Origin of the sequence: Azospirillum rugosum (assembly GCF_017876155.1) — a bacterium.
Lineage (GTDB): Bacteria > Pseudomonadota > Alphaproteobacteria > Azospirillales > Azospirillaceae > Azospirillum > Azospirillum rugosum.
Map to the genome: position 1 here is coordinate 16,674 of NZ_JAGINP010000002.1, position 22,231 is coordinate 38,904.

Consider the following 22,231-nt stretch of genomic DNA (forward strand, 5'->3'; position numbering starts at 1 on the left):
CCCGCCGCCGTCGCGGCGGTGCGACGGGGGAACGGATGACCGAAGCGCACACCCACCGGCTTCGCCGGTACGCGACCTACGCCAGCGTGTCGGTGTCGATGACGCTGATCGCGGCGAAGCTGGTCGCCTACCTGATGACCGACTCGGTCAGCCTGCTGTCGTCGCTGATCGACAGCAGCACCGACCTGATGGCGTCGGTCGTCACGCTGCTGGGCGTGCGCACCGCCCTGCGCCCGCCGGACAAGGCGCACCGCTTCGGCCACGGCAAGGCGGAGGCGCTGGCCGCGCTCGCCCAGGCGGCCTTCATCGGCGGCTCCGCCCTGTTCCTGACCATCGAGGCGGTGCGCCGGCTGCTGCGCCCCGAACCGGTCGGGGAGGGGCTGGTCGGCGTGGCAGTGATGGTCCTGTCGATCGTCCTGACCGCCGGCCTGATCACCTTCCAGCGCCACGTCATCAAGGCCACGGGCTCCGTCGCGATTGGCGCGGACCGGCTGCATTATTCCGGCGACCTGCTGATGAACACGGCGGTGATCGTCGCCATCCTGCTGACCACCTGGACGGGCATCGGCGCCTTCGACCCGCTGTTCGGCCTGGGCATCGCGGCCTTCCTCCTCTATGGCGCCCGCGGCGTGGGGATGGAGGCGCTCAACGTCCTGATGGACCGGGAACTGCCGGAGGACGAGCGGGCGCGCATCGCCGCGCTGGTCGCGGCGCACGCGGAGGTCCGCGGCATGCACGACCTGCGGACGCGCAGCACCGGCGTCGGCGCCTTCATCGAACTGCACCTGGAACTGGACCCGCAGCTGACCCTCGCCGCGGCGCACGACATCACCGACCGCGTCGAGCGGGAGCTGCGCGAGGCCTTTCCCAGCGCCGAGGTGACCATCCATCAGGAGCCGGCCGGCCTGGATGACGAACGGCTGGACCGCCGGATCGCCGAAAGGGGATAGGAGCAAGGGCGGATGTTCGAACTTCGGTTGTGTCTTCCGTCACTTCGACCTTTGGAGTAGCCCTTCCGATGTTGCGGTTTTGTAGGAATTCGGCAATAATTGGATCGTGGAATCAGCATTCCACAAAATTATGTGACAAATTCGGTGACGAAAGATGGACAGTGGTTTCGGCAACCGTGCGCATCTGATTTCGGACATCGCCGTCGAGGCGGGCAATCTCGGGATTGAGATCGCGGACATTGCCGGGCACGTCGAGGACGTCAACGGGCGACTGGGGCATCAGGCGACGGTCTTCGCGCAATTGCGCGAGACCGGCACCAAGATGACGCAGAGCACGATGCGCATCTCCGCCGCCTCCATGGTCGCGCGGACGGTGACGGAGCAGGCGCGGCAGGAGGTCGAATCCTCCCACGACCGGGTGGAGAAGTCGATGGCCGACATCCACTCCCTGGTCGCCGCCGTGGGCGGGATGGAAGGGCAGATCGCCGGCCTGCAGGAGGCGCTGGACCGGGTCGGGCGGGTCGCCAAGGAAATCTTCGTGATCGCCAAGCAGACCAACCTGCTGGCGCTGAACGCCACCATCGAGGCGGCGCGCGCGGGCGAGGCGGGGCGGGGCTTCGCCGTGGTCGCCAACGAGGTCAAGGCGCTCTCCAAGAAGACCAGCGAGGCGACCACGGAAATCGACGCCACGCTGAAGTACCTCAACGAGCAGGCGCAGCGGCTGATGGTCGAAAGCGCGGCCAGCGCCGGCAAGGCGCGCGCCGTCAGCGAGGGCACCACCGCCATCGGCTCGGTGATCGAGACCGTCGGCCGCGCCATGACCGAATTGCACAAGGAAACCGACAAGATCGACGCCGCCTCGGCGGAGATCGGCGGCAACTGCGACGAATTGGAACGCGAGATCAGCGACCTCGCCGTCGGCGTCCAGCTGTCCAGCGACAACCTTTCCCAGGCCCGCGACCGCGTGAACACGCTGCTGGGCATGAGCGAGCGGCTGATCGGCATCACGGCGGAGCTGGACGTGGAGACGGTGGACACGCCCCTGATCCGGCTGGTCCAGGACTCCGCCTCGCGCATCGCCGCCAGCTTCGAGGACGCGGTGGCGCGGGGCGAGATCGCGGAGGCCGACCTGTTCGACCAGACCTACCGCCCGATCCCCGGCACCAACCCGCAGCAGCACCTGACCCGCTTCACGGAATTCTGCGACCGCGTGCTGCCCGGCGTGCTGGAGCCGGTATTGGCCCAGAACGACCGCATCGTCTTCTGCGTCGCGGTGGACACCAGCGGCTACCTGCCGACGCACAACCGCGCGTTCAGCAAGCCCCAGGGCTCGGACCCGGTGTGGAACGCGGCGCATTGCCGGAACCGGCGCATCTTCAACGACCGCGTCGGGCTGGCCGCCGGCCGCAACGTCAAGCCCTTCCTGCTCCAGACCTACCGCCGCGACATGGGCGGCGGGAAATACACGCTGATGAAGGACGTCTCCGCGCCCATCAAGGTCCGCGGCCGGCACTGGGGCGGCCTGCGCATCGCCTACAAGGTCCGGGCGTCCGACTGAGGGCATCAGCCGACGACGACGCGGGGCGCCGCTTCGTGACGCAGGTATGACATTGCGTCGCAGGGGTGCGACGCTCCGCCGGACCGCTTTCGTGTTGCGGATCGGGTCGCATTGATGACAATGCGAATTGGGTGGGTTGCGGAACAGTGAATCGGCCAGCGGACGCGAGTCCGCCCGGCTGTCCGTTGGGAGTCGTCACCGACAGATTTCGGAGGTGATGCCCCATGCCAGAGCGTATCGTCGCGCTGTCGCGCGCCGTGTCCGACCTTGCGACCCGCAAGATGGACGAAATCCAGGCCGTCACGAACACGACGAAGATTCTGGCCCTGAACGCCCTGATCGAGGCGATGCGCGCGGGCGAGGCCGGGCGCGGCTTCGCGGTGGTCGCGCAGGAGGTCAAGGCCATATCGGAGCGCATCACCTGCATCGGCGAGGAACTGCGCGGCCAGATGGCCGTGCAGACGGAGGAGCTGAACACGCTGGGCAAGCGGCTGGTCTCCCAACTGCGCGGCGGGCGCCTCGCCGACCTCGCGCTCAACATGATCGACATCATCGACCGCAATCTCTACGAGCGGTCCTGCGACGTGCGCTGGTGGGCCACCGACAGCGCGGTGGTCGATTGCGCCGCGGCGCCGACGGCGGACCATTGCCATCACGCATCCCACCGCCTGGCCGTCATCCTCGGCGCCTACACGGTCTACCTGGACCTGTGGGTGGTCGACTCGCGCGGGACGGTGCTGGCGAACGGCCGGCCCGACCGGTACCGGCGGGTCGTGGGCAGCTCCGTCGCCGGCGAATCCTGGTTCCGCGACGCCATGGCGACGCGCAGCGGCGCGGACTTCGCGGTGGCCGACATCGCGGTCAACGACCTGCTGGACCGCAGCACCGTCGCCACCTACGCCACGGCCATCCGCGAAGGCGGGGAGGAGGACGGCAAGGTCATCGGCGTGCTGGGCATCTTCTTCGACTGGCAGGCGCAATCCCAGGGGGTCGTCGATTCGGTGCGCCTGACGGAGGAGGAACGGTCCAGGACCCGCTGCCTGCTGGTCGACCGCAGGCACCGCGTCATCGCCGCGTCGGACCAGCGCGGGGTTTTGACCGAAGCCTTCTCCCTGCGCACCGACGGCCACACCCATGGGACCTACACGGACGAAAAGGGCAACGTCGTCGGATACGCGCTGACGCCTGGGTACGAAACGTACCGGGGGCTGGGGTGGTACGGTGTCATTGTGCAGGAATCCATCTCCGGTCATGGCTGATCGTTTCCCTTTGACGAAATTCGTCACCTTTTGACGTCTCCCTGAAATCCGGGTGAAACACGCATATGATGGTATTCCCACCATCCGAAGGGGTGGGACATGCAGCAATTCGGGTTTGCCGTAAGAATGGAAGACAGGGGTGCCGACGTCGTCGAGCAGGCCGTCAGCGACGTTCTTCTCGCCGATGTCATCTCCCAGGAGACAAAGGCAAGGCTGGTGAATGGACTGACGGCGCTGAAGGCCGGCCTGGACTGCCCGGATCGCGGCTGCTCCGGCTGCTTTCATCGCCGCAATTGCGAACGGCTGGTCGAAGGCATCCTCTCGACCACGTGAATCCCAGGTCCGGCGGCTCCGGAGGAGAGTGGACGGCGCGGATCCTCCTTCGTAGACACGCCGGGGTGTGACGACCGTCACCGCGCCGTGTTGAATCCATGCTAAGCTGTGCCGTTTCCGGTCGATGGCAGGGGCTGTTGCCCGGACGGGACCGGTCCTTTGGATCGGTCCGAACAGCGACCGGCGGGTTGGCCGGTCCGGAAACGGTGCGGCGGGACGAGGTCGGCATGGGTTTTTCGATCACCTTCTGGGGGGTGCGCGGCACCGTGCCGTGCCCCATGCCCACGCACATGGGCTTCGGCGGCAACACCAGCTGCGTGGAGGTCAAGGCGGGCGACCAGCACATCCTCATCGACGCCGGAACCGGCATCCGCATGCTCGGCAAGCGCCTGCTGAAGGACGGCGTGACCGAGGCGACCCTGCTGATGAGCCACACGCACCTCGACCACATCAGCGGCTTTCCCTTCTTCGCCCCGGCCTACACCAAGGGCTTCCGCCTGCGCATCATCTCCGGCCACCTCTGCGGCAACCCGGGCATCGAGGCGGTGATGGAGCGGCAGATGGAACGGCCGCTGTTCCCGGTTCCCATGCGCACCATGGGCAGCAACATCACCTTCGACGAAATCACCGCCGGCCAGAGCTTCCGCCTGGGCGAGGACGTGGAGGTGCGGACGGCCCCGCTGAACCACCCCGACGGCGCCACCGGCTACCGGGTCGAGCACCACGGCAAGTCGATCGTCTACGTGACGGACACGGAGCATGTGCCGGGCCAGCTCGACCAGAACATCCTGGGGCTGATCGCCGGGGCCGACCTCGTCCTCTACGACACCACCTACACCGACGAGGAATGGCAGAACCGCATCGGCTGGGGCCACTCCACCTGGACCGAGGGCGTGCGGCTGGCGCGGGCCGCCGGGGTGAAGCGGCTGGTGCTGTTCCACCACGACCCGGACCACGACGACAAGGCCATGACCGCCCTGGAAAAGGCCGCCCAGGCGGAGTTCCCGGAAAGCTTCGCCGCGCGCGAGGGCATGACCGTCACGCTGGCCTAAGCCCCGGCGCGGCGGTTATAGAGGGGCCCCGCCGTTCCGTCCCGCCAGGCCAAATACCCCCTTCATGACCGCCTCCATCCTCGCCCTGTTCGCCGCCACCTACCTTGGCATGGCGCTGGGGCGCTTCCCCGGCCTTCGCGTCGACCGCACGGGCATCGCGCTCGTCGCCGCCATCCTTCTGCTGGGCATCGGCGCCCTGACGTCGGAGCAGGTGGTCGAGGCGATCGACTTCCCGACGATCTTCATCCTGTTCGGGCTGATGGTCCTGTCGGCCCAGTACGCTGCCAGCGGCTTCTACGACTGGTGCGCGCTGCGCGTGGCGCGGGCGGCGCGGTCGCCGGCGCGGCTGCTGGCGGCGACGGTCCTGGTGGCGGGCGGCCTGTCGGCCCTGCTCGCCAACGACGTGGTGGTCTTCGCCATGACGCCGATGCTGTGCGTCGGGCTGACCGCCCGCCGGCTCGACCCGCGGCCTTACCTGATCGCGCTGGCCGGCGCGGCCAACGCCGGTTCCGCGGCGACGGTGATCGGCAACCCGCAGAACATCCTGATCGGCCAGATCGGGCATCTGGACTTCTGGCGCTTCCTCGGCGCCTGCGGCGTGCCGGCGCTGGTCGGGCTCGGCGTCGTCTATGCGGTGGTTTGGTTCGCCTGGCGCGGCCGCTTCGGTCTGCCGGACGGCGACGGCGACGGCGAGCGCGTGGAACTCGACCGGCCGCAGCTGGCCAAGGCGGTGGTGGCGACGCTCGCCCTGCTGGCACTCTTCACCACCTCGCTGCCGCAGGAGACCGGCGTGCTGCTGGTGGCCGGCGCCATGCTGGTCAGCCGCCGGCTCGCCACGCGGAACATGCTGGGGATGGTGGACTGGCACCTGCTGGTGCTGTTCGCCGCGCTGTTCGCGGTCAACCACGCGCTCGGCCTGACCGGCCTGCCGGCGGAGATGGTCGACTGGCTGGAGCGGGAGGGCTGGCTGCCCGACCGGCTGGTCGTGATGACCCCCCTGGCGCTGGTCGCCAGCAACAGCATCGGCAACGTGCCGGCGGTGATCCTGCTGCTGAAGGCCTGGCCCGGGCCGCCGGAAGGGGCGCTCTACGGGCTGGCGGTGCTGTCCACCCTGGCCGGCAACCTCCTGCTGCCCGGCAGCCTCGCCAACATCATCGTGGCGGAGCGGGCGCAGGCGGTCGGCGTGCGGCTGGGCTTCCTCGACCACGCCCGCTGCGGCGTGCCGATGACGATCCTGTCCATGGCCTTCGCCGTGCTGTGGCTGTGGGCCACGGGCTGGATGCGGTTGTCCTGACCAGACGCTCCTTCCTGCGTCGCCCGTAAGGCGCATGGCCGGCCCTCGCGGGGATTCCGGGCTATGCGAATGGCGCACTCCCTCTCCGTCCGGAGCATTGCCTCGACTGCGCCGAGCGAAAACCTACGGTCTGCGCCGTTGTTTTCGCGGTGACCCACGCACAGGACGGAGAGCGGATCAGCATGTCGGAAGCCATCAGGCAACAGGGACGGGGAGAGTCCGGCACGGGAGTCCATGTGGCCGCCGTGATCGTCACGCACAATCGCCTGTCCCTGTTGCGCGGCTGCCTGGCGGCCATCCACGCCCAGGAACCGCGGCCGGACCGCATCGTCGTCGTGGACAACGGGTCGAGCGACGGCACAGCCGAATGGCTGGCCGAACAGCAACGGCGCATCCCCGAACTTCTGGTCGTCCGGCAGGCCAACGTCGGGTCGGCCGGCGCCTACCACACCGCCTTCGACACCGCGCTGCGCCTCGGCGCGCGCTGGATCTGGAGCACCGACGACGACGGCATCCCGGCGCCCGGCGCGCTGGCCGAGCTTCTGCGCCAGGGCGAACGCCACAGGCTGGACATGGTTGGCCCCATGGTCGTGGCGGCGGAGGATCGCGACGACCTCGCCTTCAACATGCAGGGCCACAGCACGGCCGCCACCTTCACCGCGGCGGCGGAGGACGGCATCGTCCCCGGCGCCATCGCGCTGTTCAACGGCACGCTGCTGAACCGCCGCGTGTTCGAGCGGATCGGCAACATCAAGCGCGAGATGTTCATCTGGGGCGACGAGTGGGAGTTCACCCTGCGCGCCCGCCGCGCCGGGCTGAAGGACGGCACGGCCGTGCACGCGCTGCACGTACACCCGCGCAACCGGCGTACGCAGCGCCCGCTGGCCGGCGGGCTGCTCGGTACGGTGGAGGAGATGCCGGCCAACCGCGCGCCCTTCTTCTTCCGCAACATGGGCTACATCCACGCCACGTACGAGCCGGAATCGATCCGGCGCATGATGGTGAAGTACACCCTGTACTTCCTCCTGCACCGCGACCTCGCGGGCCTGCGCGGCTTCTGGTCGAACTACCGGGCCGGCCTGCACGACCGCTATCCGGACGACCTGATGGCGCTGGCCGCCAAGCGGCCGATCGCAGCGGACAGCCCGGCCTCGATGCCAGGCGCCATCTCCGGCAAACGGGCGTAAGGGCGGGGGGAAGCGGCATGCACGGCGAATTCAGCCTCGACGGGCGGGCGCCCGCGCGTCCGGACAGCTGGTACCTGTGGCCGGCGGCGCTGGTGGCGCTGGTCGCCGCGGTGATCCCGATCTGGATCGTCGAGATCCCGGCGCTCGGCGACTACGTCAACCACGTCACGCGGATGTACGCGCTGGCCTTCCTGGACCAGGACCCGGCGCTGGGGCAGTTCTACTTCATCCGCTGGGCGATCATCCCGAATTTGGTGATGGACATCGTCGTGCCGCCGCTCGCCAAGCTGATGGGCGTGCACACGGCGAGCCGGCTGTTCGTCACCGCCAGCTACCTGCTGCTGGTCAGCGGCACCATCGCGCTCTACCGCGCGGTGTGGGGGCGGGTGGAGCTGGGGCCGCTGGCCGCCAGCCTGTTCCTCTACACCATGTCCACCTACATGGGCCTGTTCAATTACCTGTTCGGGCTCGGGCTGGCGCTGTGGGGCATCGCGGTCTGGATCCGCCTGCAGGACCGCGCGCCGTGGATCCGCGGTTTCGCCTCGCTCGGCTTCGTGCTGGCGCTGTTCATCTCGCACCTGTTCGCCCTTGGTCTCTACGGGCTGACCCTGCTGTCGGGAGAGATCTGGCGCCTCTACGCGTCCGGCGACTGGCGCCGGCCGCAGCGCGCGCTGCCGGATCTGGTGGCCTTCGGCCTGCCGTTCCTGGTCGTGCCGCCGCTGCTGCTGATGAGCCCCTCCTCCGGCTTCGCCGACGCGGTGATGTGGGTCGGCACGGCGAAGCTGATGGGCTTCGACTTCCTGTTCGGCGCCTACGCGACCGCCGTCGGCTGGGTGACCGGCGTGGCGGTCGGGCTGGGCGTCGCCTGGGGCCTGTGGAGCGGGACCCTGCGCGTCCATCCCGTGGGCATGATCGCCATCGGGTTGGGGCTCGCCGTCTACGCGGCGATGCCGCTGGTCCTGTTCGGCTCCTGGTTCGCGGACAGCCGCCTGCCCATCGGCATCACCTTCGTGGCGCTGGGCTTCGTGCGCTGGGATCTGGGCACAGCCGCCATGCGGGCAGCCTTCCTGTCGGTGGTGCTGGCGCTGTCCCTGCTGCGCAGCGCCGACGCGGGCGTGGCGATCGCCAAGGTCGACCCGCTGCTGGAGGAGGTGCGCCTGTCCACCCTGCGCATCGAGCCGGGCAGCACGGTGCTCGCCACCTACGCCGACGAGGCGCTGCGCAAGTCCACCTTCCGCCCGACCCAGTTCACCGACGACCGCGCCCTATCCTTCGGCCTGCACCATTCGCCGGTGCTGGCGCTGATGGACCGGTCGAGCCTCGTCCCCATCGCCTTCACGCATCCGGGCAAGCAGATCCTGCTGCTGAAGCCGCAATACGCCGACCTGGACGGTGACTTCACCTACATGCCGCGCATCGGCTACGTCGCCGACGCGGTGCGCCAGCCGGACCTGCGCGAGAACTACTACTGGACCAACTGGCCGAAGCGCTTCCGCTACGTCTACGTCCTGTTCACCGAGCCCGGCCGCGCGAACCCGGTGCCCGACCACCTGACCCTCGTCCAGGAGGGCCGGCACTTCCAGCTCTACAAGGTGAAATGAGGCGCTTTTCCCACGGAATAATCCACACACCGCGGGCGTCCATATCGTGAGGACCGGGCAACATGCCCGGCCCGAACGATCGGGAGGTTCACACCATGCGTCGCTTCGCTCGCGTCACCGCCGCCGCCATCCTCGGCCTGGGCGCCCTGACGGCCGCCGCCGTCGCCCAGACCATGCCGACCAAGACCGCCCAGGGGGCGGGCGGCCCGATGCTGACCGACTCCAAGGGCATGACGCTCTACGTCTTCGACAAGGACGCCGGCGGCAAGTCCGCCTGCAACGGCCAATGCGCCACCAACTGGCCGCCGCTGATGGCCTCGGCCGACGCCAAGCCGATGGGCGACTACACGGTCGTCACGCGCGACGACGGCGCCAAGCAGTGGGCCTACAAGGGCAAGCCGCTCTACACCTGGGCCAAGGACGCCAAGGCCGGCGACACCACCGGCGACAACGTCAACAACGTCTGGCACGTCGCGCGCCCGTAACGCACGAAAAAGTCCAGCCACCCGGGTTAAGTATCGGACGCAATGAAAAGCCCCTCTCCCTTGAGGGGAGAGGGGTTTGGGGTGAGGGTGGCGCCGGCCTTGGCCGGCCGGAAGTCGTCTGAAGCGTTCTGGCACAAGTCATCTCCGGGCTTCCGCCCGTAACGACCCCTCACCCCAACCCCTCTCCCCCAAGGGGAGAGGGGCTTTTTCTTGTGGGAGAGGGAGCGCAGATCTCTTTTAAACCGAACTCGCTGCCCCGTTACTGGCCCGACGAGCTGCTGCCCGACGGCGAACCAGCGCCCGACGGCGCTGTCGTCCCCGACGGGGCCATCGTGTTGCCGGTCGTGCCCGTCGAGGAGCGGCTGGCCGCGTCGTTGGTGGTGCCGCCCGCCTTGTCCTTGTTGCGGTTCAGCGAGGTCGTGGTGTCGGAGTACTGGAACTCCGGCATGTTCTTGACCTCGTCGCGGCTCATGCCCGACAGCTGGACGCGGTCCTGGTTCTGGTCCCAGTTGGCCTGGCTGTACTCAACGGCGATCTGCTTCTCGCCGATGCCGAGGAAGCCGCCCGACGAGATGACGATCTGCTTCGCCTGGCCGTTGGTGTCGAGGATGATGTCCTCGACCTCGCCGACCTTCTCGTTGTCCTTGCCGTAGACGTTTTTGCCCAGCAGATGCTCGGCGCTGGCCAACTGGCCGCCGGTCAGGCCGGACTTGTTCATGTCGGCTTGAGTCTTGTCAGCTTGGCTCTGGCCGGTCTGGTTCATTTCGGTGGCGGTGGGGCCGCCCGCGGCGGGGTTGCCCGTGCCCGGCGACGTGCTGCTCTGTGCGAACGCAGCGCCGGTCATCAGCGCCAGGACGGACGCGGCCGCAAAAATTTCCCTCCGCATGGATTTTTCCTTTCCCTACTTCGTCACGTGTGTGGCGGTTTGCCCAAGAAGGCAACCGAACAACAGGCGGGAAAGGACTTGGTCACGCACAAGCTGGAAAATCTTTGGGAGGTGGGGAGCCAGAACAGGATCCAGAGTTGTCGAAGAAATCAGAAGCTGGCCCAGCCCGGTTTGCGCGGCATCACGGTGCTGTCGCCGGCCTTCAGCGGCTTGCCGTCTTGCTCCGCGCGGGCAACGTCTTCCAACCGCAACAAAGCGAGCGCCGTAGAGCCGCCTCCGCTGCGCATCTCGCCGACCTCACGGCCATCCAGGGTCACCGGCGTGCCGGGGGCGGGCAGGGGGCCGTCGATGGCGACCGGGAACAGCTTCTTCTTGATCAGCGCGCGGTACTTGGTGCGGGCCGTCAGCTCCTGCCCCATGTAGCAGCCCTTGTCCCAGGAGATGGCGTTCAGGTCGTCCAGGTCGTTCTCCAACGGGATGGACTTCTCCGGGATCAGGTCGCGGCTGCCGTCCGGCACGCCGAGCGCGAGGCGGTGCCGGTCGTACTCCTCGGCCCCGGCCGGCGCGAAGCCGGCGCCCTCCAGCGCGGCGGCAAGCCCCTCCCGCGGCAAAAAGGCGCGGGCGCCCAGCGCCGGCAGGCGCGGGTCGGTGAAGGCGACGCCACCGGCGAAGGGCAGGGCGGCCCCGGCCTCCTCCGGCAGGCCGAGGCGGGCCAATGCATCCCCGCCGAACAGCGCCACGACCGCCATCCCCTCGGCCCGATCCTCCAGCGTGATCTTGGAGCGCAGCTTGTGCATCTTCAGCCGGCGCAGCAACTCGGCGCGCCGCTCCGTCTCCGGGTCGAGCAGCAGGGCGCCACCCGAATCGACCATCCGGAAATCGTGCAGGAACTTGCCCTGCGGAGTCAGCAGCAGCGCGTAGGCGGCGCGGGACTCGCCGACGCGCAGCACGTCGTTCGACACCAGCCCTTGCAGGAAGGCCGCGCGGTCCTCCCCGCCGACCGCCACCACGCTCCGGTCCTCCAGGACCGCATAGGCCGCAAGCTCCGCCGTCATTCCCGCTTCTCCTGGCACTGTCGTCCTGCCCCGATAGTTGGGCGAAGGGCGTGGGCGTGGCAAGAGCGCCGCGCGGAGGGCCGCCCTGCGTCGCCGGAGCGCGCAAAAGGGGCGATTCTCGGCCAGTGGCGCCGATTTCGTCATCTGCACAACAGCTGTGCAGCCCGATCCCCTGTTGACGGCTGGCGTTCCAGCCGGGCAAGTGTGTTAAGAGGTGGCACGGCGTTGGCAATGCCGTGCAGCGATAACCCCTAATTGGATCCGCCTCCTTGGATTCCGCGACCTTGTCCACCACACGGGCGTCTACGCCGCCGCACCGCCTGGAGCTGCGCGGCATCACCAAGCGCTTTCCCGGCTGCTTGGCGAACGACTCCGTCGACCTCGTCCTGAAGCCGGGCGAGATCCACGCGCTGCTCGGCGAGAACGGCGCCGGCAAGTCGACGCTGGTGAAGATCATCTACGGCGTGCTGCACGCCGACGCCGGCACCCTCCTCTGGCAGGGGCAGGAGACCATGATCCCCGACCCGGCCGGCGCGCGCCGGCTCGGCATCGGCATGGTGTTCCAGCATTTCTCCCTGTTCGACACGCTGACCGTGGCGGAGAACATCTCGCTCGGCTTGGACAACCCCGGCCCGATGGACGCGCTGTCGCAGCGCATCGCCGAGGTGTCGGAGCGCTACGGCCTGTCGCTCGACCCGCGACGCCATGTCCACCACCTGTCGGTGGGCGAGCGGCAGCGGGTGGAGATCGTGCGTTGCCTGCTCCAGGACCCGCGCCTGCTGATCATGGACGAGCCGACCTCCGTCCTGACCCCGCAGGAGGCGACGCGCCTGTTCGAGACGCTGCGCGTCCTCGCTGCGGAGGGCTGCACCATCCTCTACATCAGCCACAAGCTGGAGGAGATCCGCGCGCTCTGCGACACCGCGACGGTGCTGCGCGGCGGCCGGGTGGTCGGCAGCTGCGACCCGCGCAAGGAGACCGCGCGCAGCCTCGCCGAGATGATGATCGGCACGGAGCTGTCGACGCCCGAACGCCTGCCGCACGGCGTGGCGGGCGCGCCGAAGCTCCAGGTCCGGCACCTGTCCACCACGTCGGACAACCCCTTCGCCACCAACCTGAAGGACGTGTCCTTCGAGGTGCGGGCGGGCGAGATCCTGGGCATCGCCGGCGTGGCCGGCAACGGCCAGGCGGAGCTGATGGCCGCGCTGAGCGGCGAGGAGCTGCTGCCGGAACCCGCCGCGGTCACCATCGAGGGGCGCCCGGTCGGCCATCTTGGCCCGCGCGAGCGGCGTGAACTCGGCCTCGCCTTCGTGCCGGAGGAGCGGCTGGGCCGTGGCGCCGTGCCGGAACTCAGCCTGTCGGAGAACGCGCTGCTGTCCGGCTACGCGCGCGAGCCGCTGGTGCGCAGCGGGCTGGTCCACTTCGGCCGCGCCCGGTCCTATGCCGAGCGCATCATCGGCGCCTTCAACGTGGTGACCCACGGGCACCGGGCGGAGGCGCGGTCGCTGTCCGGCGGCAACCTTCAGAAATTCATCATCGGCCGCGAGATCCTGCAGCGGCCGCGGCTCCTGGTTGTCGGGCAGCCGACCTGGGGCGTCGACGCCGGCGCGGCCGCAGCCATCCACCGCGCGCTGATCGCGCTGGCCCAGGACGGTGCCGCCGTTCTGGTCATCAGCCAGGACCTGGACGAGCTGTTCGTGCTGAGCAACCGGATCGCCGTGCTGTTCCACGGGCGCCTGTCGGACAGCCGCCCCACCCACCAGACCAGCGTGGAGGAGATCGGCCTGCTGATGGGCGGCCTGTTCAACCACCCGCCCGACGAGGACGAGGAGTGATGGGATTGATGCTTCATACCCTCTCCCCCCTGGGGAGAGGGGAGGGTGAGGGGGTCCCGCAAGGCGGTACGTCCATCAAGAGCGCAACCCCCTCACCCCAACCCACTCCCCAGGGGGGAGAGGGGGCAATTTGCACGGCGGCCGCAGCATGACCCTCCTCCGTCTCGAACCCCGCGGCGAGGCGTCGCGCGCCATGGTGTACCTCACGCCGCTGATCGCGGTGGCGCTCACGCTCGTCAGCGGCTTCCTGCTGTTCTGGGCCATGGGCTTCGACCCCGTGAAGGCGCTGCACGCCTTCTTCATCGCGCCGGTGTCCTCCGTGCGCGGCGTGGGGGAACTGGCCGTGAAGGCCACCCCGCTGGTGCTCTGCGCCATTGGCCTCGCTATCGGCTTCCGGGCCAACGTCTGGAACATCGGCGCGGAGGGGCAGCTGACGCTCGGCGCCATCGTCGGCGGCGGCATCGCGCTGGCCTTCTACGGCGAGGGCGGCTGGTGGCTGCTGCCGCTGATGATCGTGGGCGGCATGGTGGGCGGCGCGCTGTGGGCGGCGATCCCGGCCTTCCTGCGCATCCGCTTCAACGCCAGCGAGATCCTGACCAGCCTGATGCTGAACTACGTCGCCGTGCATCTGCTGAACTACCTGATGCACGGCCCCTACCGCGATCCGGAGGGCTTCGCCTTCCCCGAATCGCGCCTGTTCGAGGCGGACGCGGTGATGCCGCTGCTGGTCGCCGGCACCCGCGTGCATCTGGGCTCCCTCTTCGCGCTGCTGGCGGTGGCCGGCGGCTGGTTCCTGATGGCGCGCACCTTCATCGGCTTCCAGATCAAGGTGATCGGCCTGACGCCGACCGCCGCGGGCTACGCCGGCTTCAACCAGAAGAAGATCATCTGGCTGACCCTGCTGCTGTCGGGCGCGCTGGCCGGGCTGGCCGGGCTGGGCGAGGTCGCGGGGCCGATCGGGCAGCTGAACCCGACCATCTCCCCCGGCTACGGCTACACCGCCATCATCGTGGCCTTCCTCGGCCGGCTGCACCCCGTGGGCATCCTGCTGGCCGGCTTCCTGATGGCGCTGTCCTTCATCGGCGGGGAGGCGGCGCAGATCGCGCTCGGCTTGCCCAAGGCCATCACCGGCGTGTTCCAGGGCATGCTGCTGTTCTTCCTGCTGGCGACCGACGTGCTGATCCGCTACCGCCTGCGCTTCGGCGCCAAGACTGCTCCCAAACCGATCGCCGGGAGGGCCGCGGCATGAGCGCCGACCTCGCGCTGATCGGTCCCGTCCTGGCGGCCATGCTGACCGCCGCGACCCCGCTGCTGTTCGCCGCACTCGGCGAGCTGGTGGTGGAGAAGTCCGGCGTCCTGAACCTGGGCGTGGAGGGCATGATGCTGGTGGGGGCTGTCTGCGGCTTCGCCGTGACGGCCCAGACCGGCAGTTCCACCGCCGGATTCGCGATCGCCGCGCTGGCCGGCGCCGGCACAGCGGCGCTGTTCGGCGTGCTGACGCTCCTGCTGCTCGCCAACCAGGTGGCGACCGGCCTTGCGCTGACCCTGTTCGGCGTCGGCCTGTCGGCGCTGATCGGGCAGGGCTTCGTCGGCATCCCGATCCCCGACGTGCCGGAGCTGAACATCCCCGGCCTGACTGACCTGCCGGTGATCGGCAAAGCGCTGTTCGGGCAGGACGCGGTCGTCTATCTCGGCCTCGCCATGGTGCCGGCGGTGCATTGGTTCCTCTACGGCACGCGTCGGGGCCTGATCCTGCGCGCGGTGGGGGAGAACCACGCGGCCGCCCACGCGCTCGGCTACAAGGTCATCCGCATCCGCTTCCTGGCGGTGCTGTTCGGCGGCGCCATGAGCGGGATCGCCGGCGCCTACCTGTCGCTGGACTACACGCCCATGTGGGCGGAGGGCATCACGGCGGGCCGCGGCTGGATCGCGCTGGCTCTGGTCGTCTTCGCCACCTGGAAACCGGGGCGCGTGCTGCTCGGCGCCTGGCTGTTCGGCGGCGTGACCATCGCGCAGTTGCACGTGCAGGGGCTGGGCATCGACATTCCGTCGCAGCTCTTGTCCATGCTGCCGTATCTGGCTACGGTCGTGGTTCTGGTGCTGATCTCGCGGGACATCGCGCGCATCCGCCTCAACGCCCCGGCCAGCCTTGGGAAGGTCTTCCATCCCGACGCCTGACGGGCGCCGGGCACTGCATCCAACCATGATCTTGCTGAACCATACAAATCAGGGAGCATTCACGTGAACAGAAGGACCATGGGCAAGACCCTGGCGGGTCTGGCCGCCGGCGCGGCGATCATGGCGCTGGGTGTCGGCGCCGCCGGCGCGCAGGAGAAGCTGAAGGTCGGCTTCGTCTATGTCGGCCCGGTCAGCGACCACGGCTACAGCTACCAGCACGACCAGGGCCGCCTGGCGGTCGAGAAGGAACTGGGCGACAAGGTCACCACCACCTTCGTCGAGAACGTTCCCGAGGGTGCGGACGCCGAGCGCGTGATCGAGCAGCTGGCCACCTCCGGCCACAAGCTGATCTTCACGACTTCCTTCGGCTTCATGAACCCGACGCTGAAGGTCGCGCAGCGCCACCCGGACGTGAAGTTCGAGCACGCCACGGGCTACAAGCGCGCCGCGAACGTCGCCACCTACTCCGCGCGCTTCTACGAGGGCCGCACGGTCATCGGCCAGATCGCCGGCAAGATGACCAAGTCGAACATCATCGGCTACATCGGCTCCTTCCCGATTCCGGAGGTCATCAGCGGTATTAACGCCTTCACCATCGCCATGCGCGAGGTGAACCCGAAGGCCGAGGTCCGCGTCGTCTGGGTGAACAGCTGGTACGACCCCGGCAAGGAGGCCGAGGCGGCCAAGGCCCTGATCGACCAAGGCGCCGACGTCCTGTCGCTGCACACGGACAGCCCGGCCGCCATCCAGGTCGCGCAGGAGCGCGGGCTGTACGTGTTCGGCCAGTCCTCCGACATGACCCGCTTCGGCCCGAAGGCGCACCTGACCGCCATCGTGGACGACTGGCGCAACTACTACGTCACCCGCGTCAAGGCGGCGCTGGACGGCAGCTGGAAGTCCCAGGACACCTGGGGCGGCTTCAAGGACAAGATGCTGTTCCTGGCCCCCTACAACCCGTCGCTCTCGCCGGAGATCGTCGCCGCGGCCGAGAAGACCCGCACGGACATCATGGAAGGCAAGCGCCATTCCTTCCAGGGCCCGGTGAAGGACCAGTCCGGCAAGGTGGTCATCGCCGAAGGCAAGCAGGCTACCGACGAGCAGATCCTCAAGATGGACTGGTACGTCGAAGGCGTGCAGGGCAAGGTTCCGAAGTAAGCCGGCACCAAACCCAAAGAAAAAGGGAGGCGAAAGCCTCCCTTTTTCGTTTCCGGAAATTTGTAGGTTGGGTGGAGCGCAGCGCAACCCAACATCGTTCGCGTGGCGGCGTGTGTTGGGTTGCGCCTGCGCTCCACCCAACCTACGGCTCATATCAGGATGGCACCCGCCCGACTGCCGCCCAGCCCGTTGGCGACAGGCGCATCACCTCCGGCCCGCTGCCGGCGGGGTTGGGCTCCAGCGTCACCAGTTCGCGGTTCTCGAACCAGGCCCAGCGCGGCACCTCGGCGATGGTCGGGACCCAGCCGTCGGCCATGCGCGCCAGCACCTCCAGGTCGGCCGCGGCGATGGGGAACTTCGGCTTTTTCGGCGCCGCCTTGGCCGGCGCGTCGGCGGCGGGCTTCGTTGCGGGCGGCGCGTCGGCCCCGGCGCGGACGCGGATCCAGTCGGTCTGGTAGGCGCGCAGCGCCTGCTCCAGCTCCACCCGCGCCGGCTCGGTCGGGCAGCGCAGATAGACGTCCAGCAGGGTTCGCAACGGCTCGGCGGGATCGGACATATGGGCGCTCCCTAGGCACATCAACGGCGCAATTGTCGGAAAGCGATGGCTTTTGCACATCACGGCGGGAACCGCAAGGGCGCCGCTGGGACGAAGGCCCTCGGCCGTTGTTGGAGGGGGCGGGAGCAGCAACGCTCCGGCTTGTGGAAGGGGATCGACGATGAGACGGACGATGATCGCCGGCGCCGGGGCGCTGGCGCTGCTGGCGTTGGCGGGCTGTGCGGAGACGAACTCCTGGTTCGGCTCCAGCCCCAGCGAGACGACGGCCGGGTCCACGGCGACGACGCCGCGCGGAACCTCCGGCACGACGATGGGGGATGCCGCGCCCGGCACGGGCACCGACACCTCCGGCACCAGCATGATCCCGCCGACCGACGGCGCTGTGGCGACGCAGCGCCGCGCGCGGGGGGCCGGCATGAGCGATGGTTCGGGCGAGCGCAACCGCGCCTTCTACCCGGGCACGCTGGGCGGCAACGGCCTGTGGACCAACGAGACGGACGCGCCGGGCGCGAACTGACGGGCCCGGATCGGCCCGCGGCCCGATAGAAAAGGGCCCCGCCAGGGTCCGGGACGTTACGTCCCGGATCGCGGCGGGGCCCATCAGGAGGCACAATCCCCTGTGCTGCCTCTTCAACAACGCAAAAGCCGCGTTCCTGTTCCCGATCACGGATTCCTGTCGGGGCGATTCTCGCCGGCAGCGCGGTCCGAAGCGGCCGAGCTTGCGTTGTCCTTCCAGCGCATCGGTCTGCGCGCTGGTGGGGAGAGGAAGGCATGAATCGCGGGTTCGAATTGGCATCGCGCGCCATGTATCTGCTGGCGACCGTGGTGCTGTTCCTGTTCGCCCTGGTGTTCGTCGGGGTGGCGGCGCTGGCGGTGGTGGACGGCGTCGTGGCGCTCGACGCGTCGGCGGCGACGAGCGCGCTGCTCGACGGCGTCGGCCTGATCGTGCTGGCCATCGCCGTGTTCGAAATCGCCAAGTATCTCTACGAGGAGGAAATCGCGCGCGACCGGGAACTGCGCAACGCCGACGAGGCGCGGCGGACGCTGACCAAGTTCCTGACCACCATCATCATCGCCGCCAGCCTGGAAGGACTCGTCCTGGTATTCGAGGCGCGGACGTCGGACATGAGCGCAATGGTATACCCGGCCCTTCTCCTTCTGGTCATCGTCTGCATGGTCTTGGGGCTCGCGGGGTTCCAGTGGATCAGCCGCCGCGCCGAATCCATCAACCCCACCCAGGGCGACGCCTGAGCATCCGAAGGGTGTATCCCCCTATGGCGGGGCGGGTTCCCGCACGAAAGGCGCGTCCCAACATTCCTGGAAGGAGCCTGATCACCCCTCCGCAACGGAGCCGGAACCATGTTCGAACCCAGCGAGATCGGCCGCATCACCCCCGACGAGCAGGCCGACGCCCTGCGCACCCTGATCGCCGTCTTCGCCACCTCGGTGGTGAGGCTGGGCGAGCGGCGGCCCCGCAACGCGGTCAGCGCGGAGATCATCGACATCCTCGACGAGGTTCCGTCGGACCAGGCGGAGGCCGTCGCCCAGCTCTTCACCATGATGGCGCTGCGCCTGCGCCGGAAGGGCCGGCCGCGCCGCACGACCTTCCGCCTGACGCTGGAGACCGCGCTGCTCGCCCGCTCCTACGTGGGGGAACCGGCGCCGTCCAACGAGACCTCCTACCTGTCCTCCGACCGGCCCGGGCTGCGGGCGATCGATCTCGCCTGCTCCGAACTGCTGGAGCGGATGGCCGGCGTGCCGGACGCGGAGCAGCGCGCGTGGCTGACCGCCCAGGTGATCGCCACGGGCCTGATCGACGCCGACCGCCGCCACACGCTGGGCGGCACGGACCGCGACCTGGGCGACATGGCGGTGGCGGAATTCCTGCTGCGCTCCGCCGCGCAATACCTCGCCGCCACGGCCGTCCGTTCCCCGCCTTCGGCCCCGCCCCCGCCGGAAGACCGCAAGGACTGAGGGCGGGGCGGGGGAACGCTCAGCCGGCCACCACCACCCGATTCCGCCCGGCCTCCTTGGCGCGGTAGAGCGCGGCGTCGGCTTCCGTCAGCGCGGCCTCGATGCCGCGTCCGCCGGCCGGGCCGGGCCCCGGCGCGGCTCCATCACCCCCGATCCCATCAACCCCAATCCCATCGACGGCGGCAACGCCGAAGCTGGCGGTCATGTGGAACCGCACGCCGTCCTGCTCGACCGGCAGAGCGGCGACCCGCGCGCGCAGCCGCTCCGCGACCATGGGGGCGTCGGCGATGCCCGTCTCGGGCAGCAGGACCACGAACTCTTCCCCGCCGTAGCGGCCGACGAGGTCGCAGGGCCGCAGGTCCTCGTGCAGCGCGCGGGCGAACCGCTTCAGCGCCTCGTCGCCGGCGGCGTGCCCATAGGTGTCGTTGATGCGCTTGAAGTGGTCGATGTCAGCCATCACGACCGACAGAGGATGGCCGTAGCGGCGCGACCGCGCGATCTCCTCCTCCGCCCGCTCCAGCACGCTGCGGCGGTTGGCGAGGCCGGTCAGCGGGTCGGTCCGCGCCTGGTCCAGCAACTGCTGCTGCATCGCCGCGATGCGACCGCCGGCCTTCAGCCGCGCCTTCAGGTGGGCGCTGTTGACCGGCTTGTGGATGAAGTCGTCCGCACCGGCGTCCAGCGCCTTGAATTCGTAGAAGGCGTCGTCGTGGGCGGTCATCAGGATCAGGTAGGCGTAGGCGCTGCGCGGGTCGGCGCGCAGGTGCCAGCACACCTCCAGCCCGCTCAGATGGGGCATCTCCCAATCGATGATGGCGATGTCGAACGGCTCGCTCCAGGCGCGGTCCAGCGCCTCCCGGCCGTCCCTGGCCAGGATCACCTCGTGCCCGTAGGACGCCACCTGTTCCGACAGCATGGCGCGCATCAGGACGGTGTCGTCGGCGATGAGAACGCGCATGGCCGGCAGGCTGCGCAGATCCTTCGCCTACGGTCAATGTGGCGCTTGGGCGCAGGGCGGGGGCCCGGATTGATGATGCGCACCACGGCCATAGGCCCTATACGCCTCGCGGAAACGTTGCGCCGAAGGTCGGGGTCGCCGCACCGCACACCCTGCGGCATAGTGTGGGGCGGCATTGTATGGTGTGTTAGCCCTGCTGCGAATATGGGCAAACAAGCGAAGAGAGGACGGCATGGCCCGCAACACGGGCTCCTATGGGGGCGTCTACGGGTTTCCGGAATCGGCGGACTGCGCGCAGCGTTTGGCGGAGGCGCTGGACGTCCCCTGCCACATCGCCGAACTGCACCGCTTCCCGGACGGCGAAAGCCTCGTCCGCCTGCCCCAGGCCGCGGAGCGGCCGGTGGGCCGCGCGGTGGTCTACCGCTCGCTCGACCAGCCGAACGACAAGCTGATCGAGCTGACGCTGGTCGCCTCGGTTCTGCGCCGCCATGGCGCGACGGAGCTGTGCCTGGTCGCCCCCTACATGGCCTACATGCGGCAGGACGCCATCTTCCGTCCGGGCGAGCCGGTGAGCCAGGCGGTGGTGGGCGACTGGCTCGGCCGGCTGTTCGACCGCTTCGTCTGCGTCGAGCCGCACCTGCACCGCACCCACACGCTGGACGAGGTGTTCGTCGGCCGCCCGTCGATCTGCCTAACCGGGGCCGGCCCCATCGCCGACCGCCTGCGCGCGGACGGGGTGTCCCCGGACACGGTGGTCGTCGGCCCGGACGAGGAGGCCGCACCCCTGGTCGAGGCGGTGGCCGGCCCGCTCGGCCTGGCCGCGGTCGTCGGCCGCAAGGAGCGCCGCGGCGATCGCGACGTCACGGTGGCTCTTCCCGCCGACGCGCCGCTGGCCGGGCGGCCGGTGGCGATCGTGGACGACGTCATCAGCTCCGGCGAGACCATCTTCTCCTGCGCCCGCGCCGCCCGGGCGGCCGGAGCCGCCTCCGTCCGCGTGTTCGGCGTGCACGCCCTGTTCGACGAGTCCGTGGCGGCGCGCTTCGTCGCGGAGGGGCTGGGCACGCCGCTGTCCTGCGACGGGGTCCCGCACGCGTCCAACGGCCTGCCGCTCGGCCGCCTGATCGCCGACGCGCTGCTGCGCGACTGAGGGCCGCAGGGCTGGGAGCGGCGCGGCATCGGCGACCCTCCCACGCCGCCCGCACTTGGTGTAGGGTTGCTCGTGCTGCGCTCTTGGAGGTTGACATGGCGATGGGGAAGGTGGCGACGATCGTGCTCCAGATGGCGCGCAAGCTGGCGGAGGACGTCGTCCGGCTGGGCCGGGTGCGCGACGCCGGCAAGCCCAAGACCTTCCCGCATTTCCGTGAAATCCGCGGCGCCTACCTGGACATCCAGGGACTGATCTTCTCCATCCAGGAGCGGCTGGATGTCGCAGGCAAGGAGCTGCCGGAGAATTTCCCGCAATGGGTGATCCGGCAGAAGCTGACCGCCATCGCCCATTTCACCGACATCAGCTACGCCTTCGTCAGCGATCCGCCGCTGGCGCTGACCAGCTCGCTGGGCGCCTTCGACGTGCTGCTGGCGGAGCAGAAGGCCTTCGGCGAGACGCTGAACGCCTTCGACATGATGCTGATGGAAGCCGGCATCGACGACAAGACCGCCGACGAGCTGGACGCCACCCGCACCAAGATCGAGCACATCCTCGGCATGATCGAGACGCTGCTCCAGAACAGCCCCAAGGTTCTGGAGGAATTCTGAGCCAAGGCTTTTGGACGCGCCTCTGCGGCCGGTCGCCGCGCCCGGCACACGCGATGGGCGATCTGCGCAAAATGAAGACGCTTTCCGCACGGCAGCAATCTGGGTAAGGTCTATTCTCGCGTGATGCCCGGTCCGGCCATGCCAAGCGGTTGGACCGGGGGTC

22 protein-coding genes are annotated in these 22,231 nt (G+C 69.1%); 18 read left to right on the forward strand and 4 right to left on the reverse strand.

Features of this window, described 5'->3' with window-relative positions:
- Nucleotides 1-35: 35 nt before the first annotated feature.
- From J2851_RS03155 to J2851_RS03195, 9 genes are all read left to right on the forward strand, one after another.
- Nucleotides 36-950 carry a cation diffusion facilitator family transporter gene (locus tag J2851_RS03155; RefSeq protein WP_209763856.1) on the forward strand — a complete coding sequence of 305 codons (915 nt, stop codon included), beginning with the start codon at nucleotides 36-38 and terminating at the stop codon, nucleotides 948-950.
- Between the two features lie 154 nt (nucleotides 951-1,104).
- Nucleotides 1,105-2,508, forward strand: a complete 1,404-nt coding sequence (locus J2851_RS03160; protein WP_209763871.1) for a methyl-accepting chemotaxis protein — start codon at nucleotides 1,105-1,107, stop codon at nucleotides 2,506-2,508.
- 224 nt (nucleotides 2,509-2,732) lie between these two features.
- The gene (locus tag J2851_RS03165) at nucleotides 2,733-3,767 is read left to right on the forward strand and encodes a methyl-accepting chemotaxis protein (protein WP_209763874.1); all 1,035 of its coding nucleotides are present in this window, start codon (nucleotides 2,733-2,735) and stop codon (nucleotides 3,765-3,767) included.
- 99 nt (nucleotides 3,768-3,866) lie between these two features.
- Nucleotides 3,867-4,100 carry a hypothetical protein gene (locus tag J2851_RS03170; RefSeq protein ID WP_209763876.1) on the forward strand — a complete coding sequence of 78 codons (234 nt, stop codon included), beginning with the start codon at nucleotides 3,867-3,869 and terminating at the stop codon, nucleotides 4,098-4,100.
- Between the two features lie 227 nt (nucleotides 4,101-4,327).
- Nucleotides 4,328-5,152, forward strand: a complete 825-nt coding sequence (locus tag J2851_RS03175; protein ID WP_209763879.1) for an MBL fold metallo-hydrolase — start codon at nucleotides 4,328-4,330, stop codon at nucleotides 5,150-5,152.
- A gap of 64 nt (nucleotides 5,153-5,216) precedes the next feature.
- Nucleotides 5,217-6,446 (forward strand): anion transporter, encoded by a 1,230-nt coding sequence (locus tag J2851_RS03180; protein ID WP_209763881.1) that lies wholly within the window; start codon nucleotides 5,217-5,219, stop codon nucleotides 6,444-6,446.
- A 182-nt stretch (nucleotides 6,447-6,628) separates the two neighbouring features.
- Nucleotides 6,629-7,633, forward strand: coding sequence for a glycosyltransferase (locus J2851_RS03185; RefSeq protein ID WP_209763883.1), 1,005 nt, complete (start codon nucleotides 6,629-6,631; stop codon nucleotides 7,631-7,633).
- 17 nt (nucleotides 7,634-7,650) lie between these two features.
- Nucleotides 7,651-9,234 (forward strand): DUF2339 domain-containing protein, encoded by a 1,584-nt coding sequence (locus J2851_RS03190; RefSeq protein ID WP_209763884.1) that lies wholly within the window; start codon nucleotides 7,651-7,653, stop codon nucleotides 9,232-9,234.
- Between the two features lie 95 nt (nucleotides 9,235-9,329).
- Nucleotides 9,330-9,719, forward strand: coding sequence for a COG4315 family predicted lipoprotein (locus J2851_RS03195; protein ID WP_209763886.1), 390 nt, complete (start codon nucleotides 9,330-9,332; stop codon nucleotides 9,717-9,719).
- Nucleotides 9,720-9,978: 259 nt separating this feature from the next.
- Here J2851_RS03195 and J2851_RS03200 read toward each other — a convergent pair whose 3' ends face one another.
- Entirely contained in the window at nucleotides 9,979-10,605 is a 627-nt protein-coding gene (locus J2851_RS03200) for a PRC-barrel domain-containing protein (protein ID WP_209763888.1), read from the reverse strand.
- 149 nt (nucleotides 10,606-10,754) lie between these two features.
- On the reverse strand, nucleotides 10,755-11,660 hold the full coding sequence (gene ygfZ / locus J2851_RS03205) for a CAF17-like 4Fe-4S cluster assembly/insertion protein YgfZ (protein WP_209763890.1): 906 nt from the start codon (nucleotides 11,658-11,660) through the stop codon (nucleotides 10,755-10,757).
- A 284-nt stretch (nucleotides 11,661-11,944) separates the two neighbouring features.
- On the opposite strand from ygfZ, the gene J2851_RS03210 reads away from it, so the two are divergent.
- From J2851_RS03210 to J2851_RS03225, 4 genes are all read left to right on the forward strand, one after another.
- Entirely contained in the window at nucleotides 11,945-13,495 is a 1,551-nt protein-coding gene (locus J2851_RS03210) for an ABC transporter ATP-binding protein (RefSeq protein ID WP_209763892.1), read from the forward strand.
- Between the two features lie 148 nt (nucleotides 13,496-13,643).
- A complete protein-coding gene (locus J2851_RS03215; RefSeq protein WP_209763894.1) occupies nucleotides 13,644-14,744 on the forward strand; it encodes an ABC transporter permease in 1,101 nt (366 codons plus the stop codon).
- On the forward strand, nucleotides 14,741-15,673 hold the full coding sequence (locus tag J2851_RS03220) for an ABC transporter permease (RefSeq protein ID WP_209763896.1): 933 nt from the start codon (nucleotides 14,741-14,743) through the stop codon (nucleotides 15,671-15,673). The genes J2851_RS03215 and J2851_RS03220 overlap by 4 nt, the downstream gene beginning before the upstream one ends.
- A 78-nt stretch (nucleotides 15,674-15,751) precedes the next feature.
- Entirely contained in the window at nucleotides 15,752-16,828 is a 1,077-nt protein-coding gene (locus J2851_RS03225; protein ID WP_209764631.1) for a BMP family ABC transporter substrate-binding protein, read from the forward strand.
- A gap of 154 nt (nucleotides 16,829-16,982) precedes the next feature.
- On the opposite strand, the gene J2851_RS03230 is transcribed toward J2851_RS03225, so the two are convergent.
- A complete protein-coding gene (locus tag J2851_RS03230) occupies nucleotides 16,983-17,384 on the reverse strand; it encodes a hypothetical protein (protein ID WP_209763899.1) in 402 nt (133 codons plus the stop codon).
- A 160-nt stretch (nucleotides 17,385-17,544) separates the two neighbouring features.
- Here J2851_RS03230 and J2851_RS03235 point away from each other — a divergent pair, with 160 nt between their 5' ends.
- The 3 genes from J2851_RS03235 (at nucleotide 17,545) to J2851_RS03245 (ending at nucleotide 19,358) form a co-directional block, all read left to right on the forward strand.
- Nucleotides 17,545-17,901: a hypothetical protein gene (locus J2851_RS03235; RefSeq protein ID WP_209763920.1), complete on the forward strand. Its 357-nt coding sequence runs from the start codon at nucleotides 17,545-17,547 to the stop codon at nucleotides 17,899-17,901.
- Between the two features lie 254 nt (nucleotides 17,902-18,155).
- A complete protein-coding gene (locus J2851_RS03240) occupies nucleotides 18,156-18,635 on the forward strand; it encodes a hypothetical protein (protein WP_209763923.1) in 480 nt (159 codons plus the stop codon).
- A 108-nt stretch (nucleotides 18,636-18,743) separates the two neighbouring features.
- Entirely contained in the window at nucleotides 18,744-19,358 is a 615-nt protein-coding gene (locus tag J2851_RS03245; protein WP_209763932.1) for a hypothetical protein, read from the forward strand.
- A 19-nt stretch (nucleotides 19,359-19,377) separates the two neighbouring features.
- Here J2851_RS03245 and J2851_RS03250 read toward each other — a convergent pair whose 3' ends face one another.
- A complete protein-coding gene (locus tag J2851_RS03250; protein WP_209763934.1) occupies nucleotides 19,378-20,313 on the reverse strand; it encodes a diguanylate cyclase in 936 nt (311 codons plus the stop codon).
- Nucleotides 20,314-20,545: 232 nt separating this feature from the next.
- Between J2851_RS03250 and prs the strand changes: the two genes are divergently transcribed.
- Nucleotides 20,546-21,460 carry a ribose-phosphate diphosphokinase gene (gene prs, locus J2851_RS03255; protein WP_209763936.1) on the forward strand — a complete coding sequence of 305 codons (915 nt, stop codon included), beginning with the start codon at nucleotides 20,546-20,548 and terminating at the stop codon, nucleotides 21,458-21,460.
- Between the two features lie 95 nt (nucleotides 21,461-21,555).
- On the forward strand, nucleotides 21,556-22,068 hold the full coding sequence (locus tag J2851_RS03260) for a hypothetical protein (protein ID WP_246500387.1): 513 nt from the start codon (nucleotides 21,556-21,558) through the stop codon (nucleotides 22,066-22,068).
- The last annotated feature ends 163 nt before the right edge of the window (nucleotides 22,069-22,231 follow it).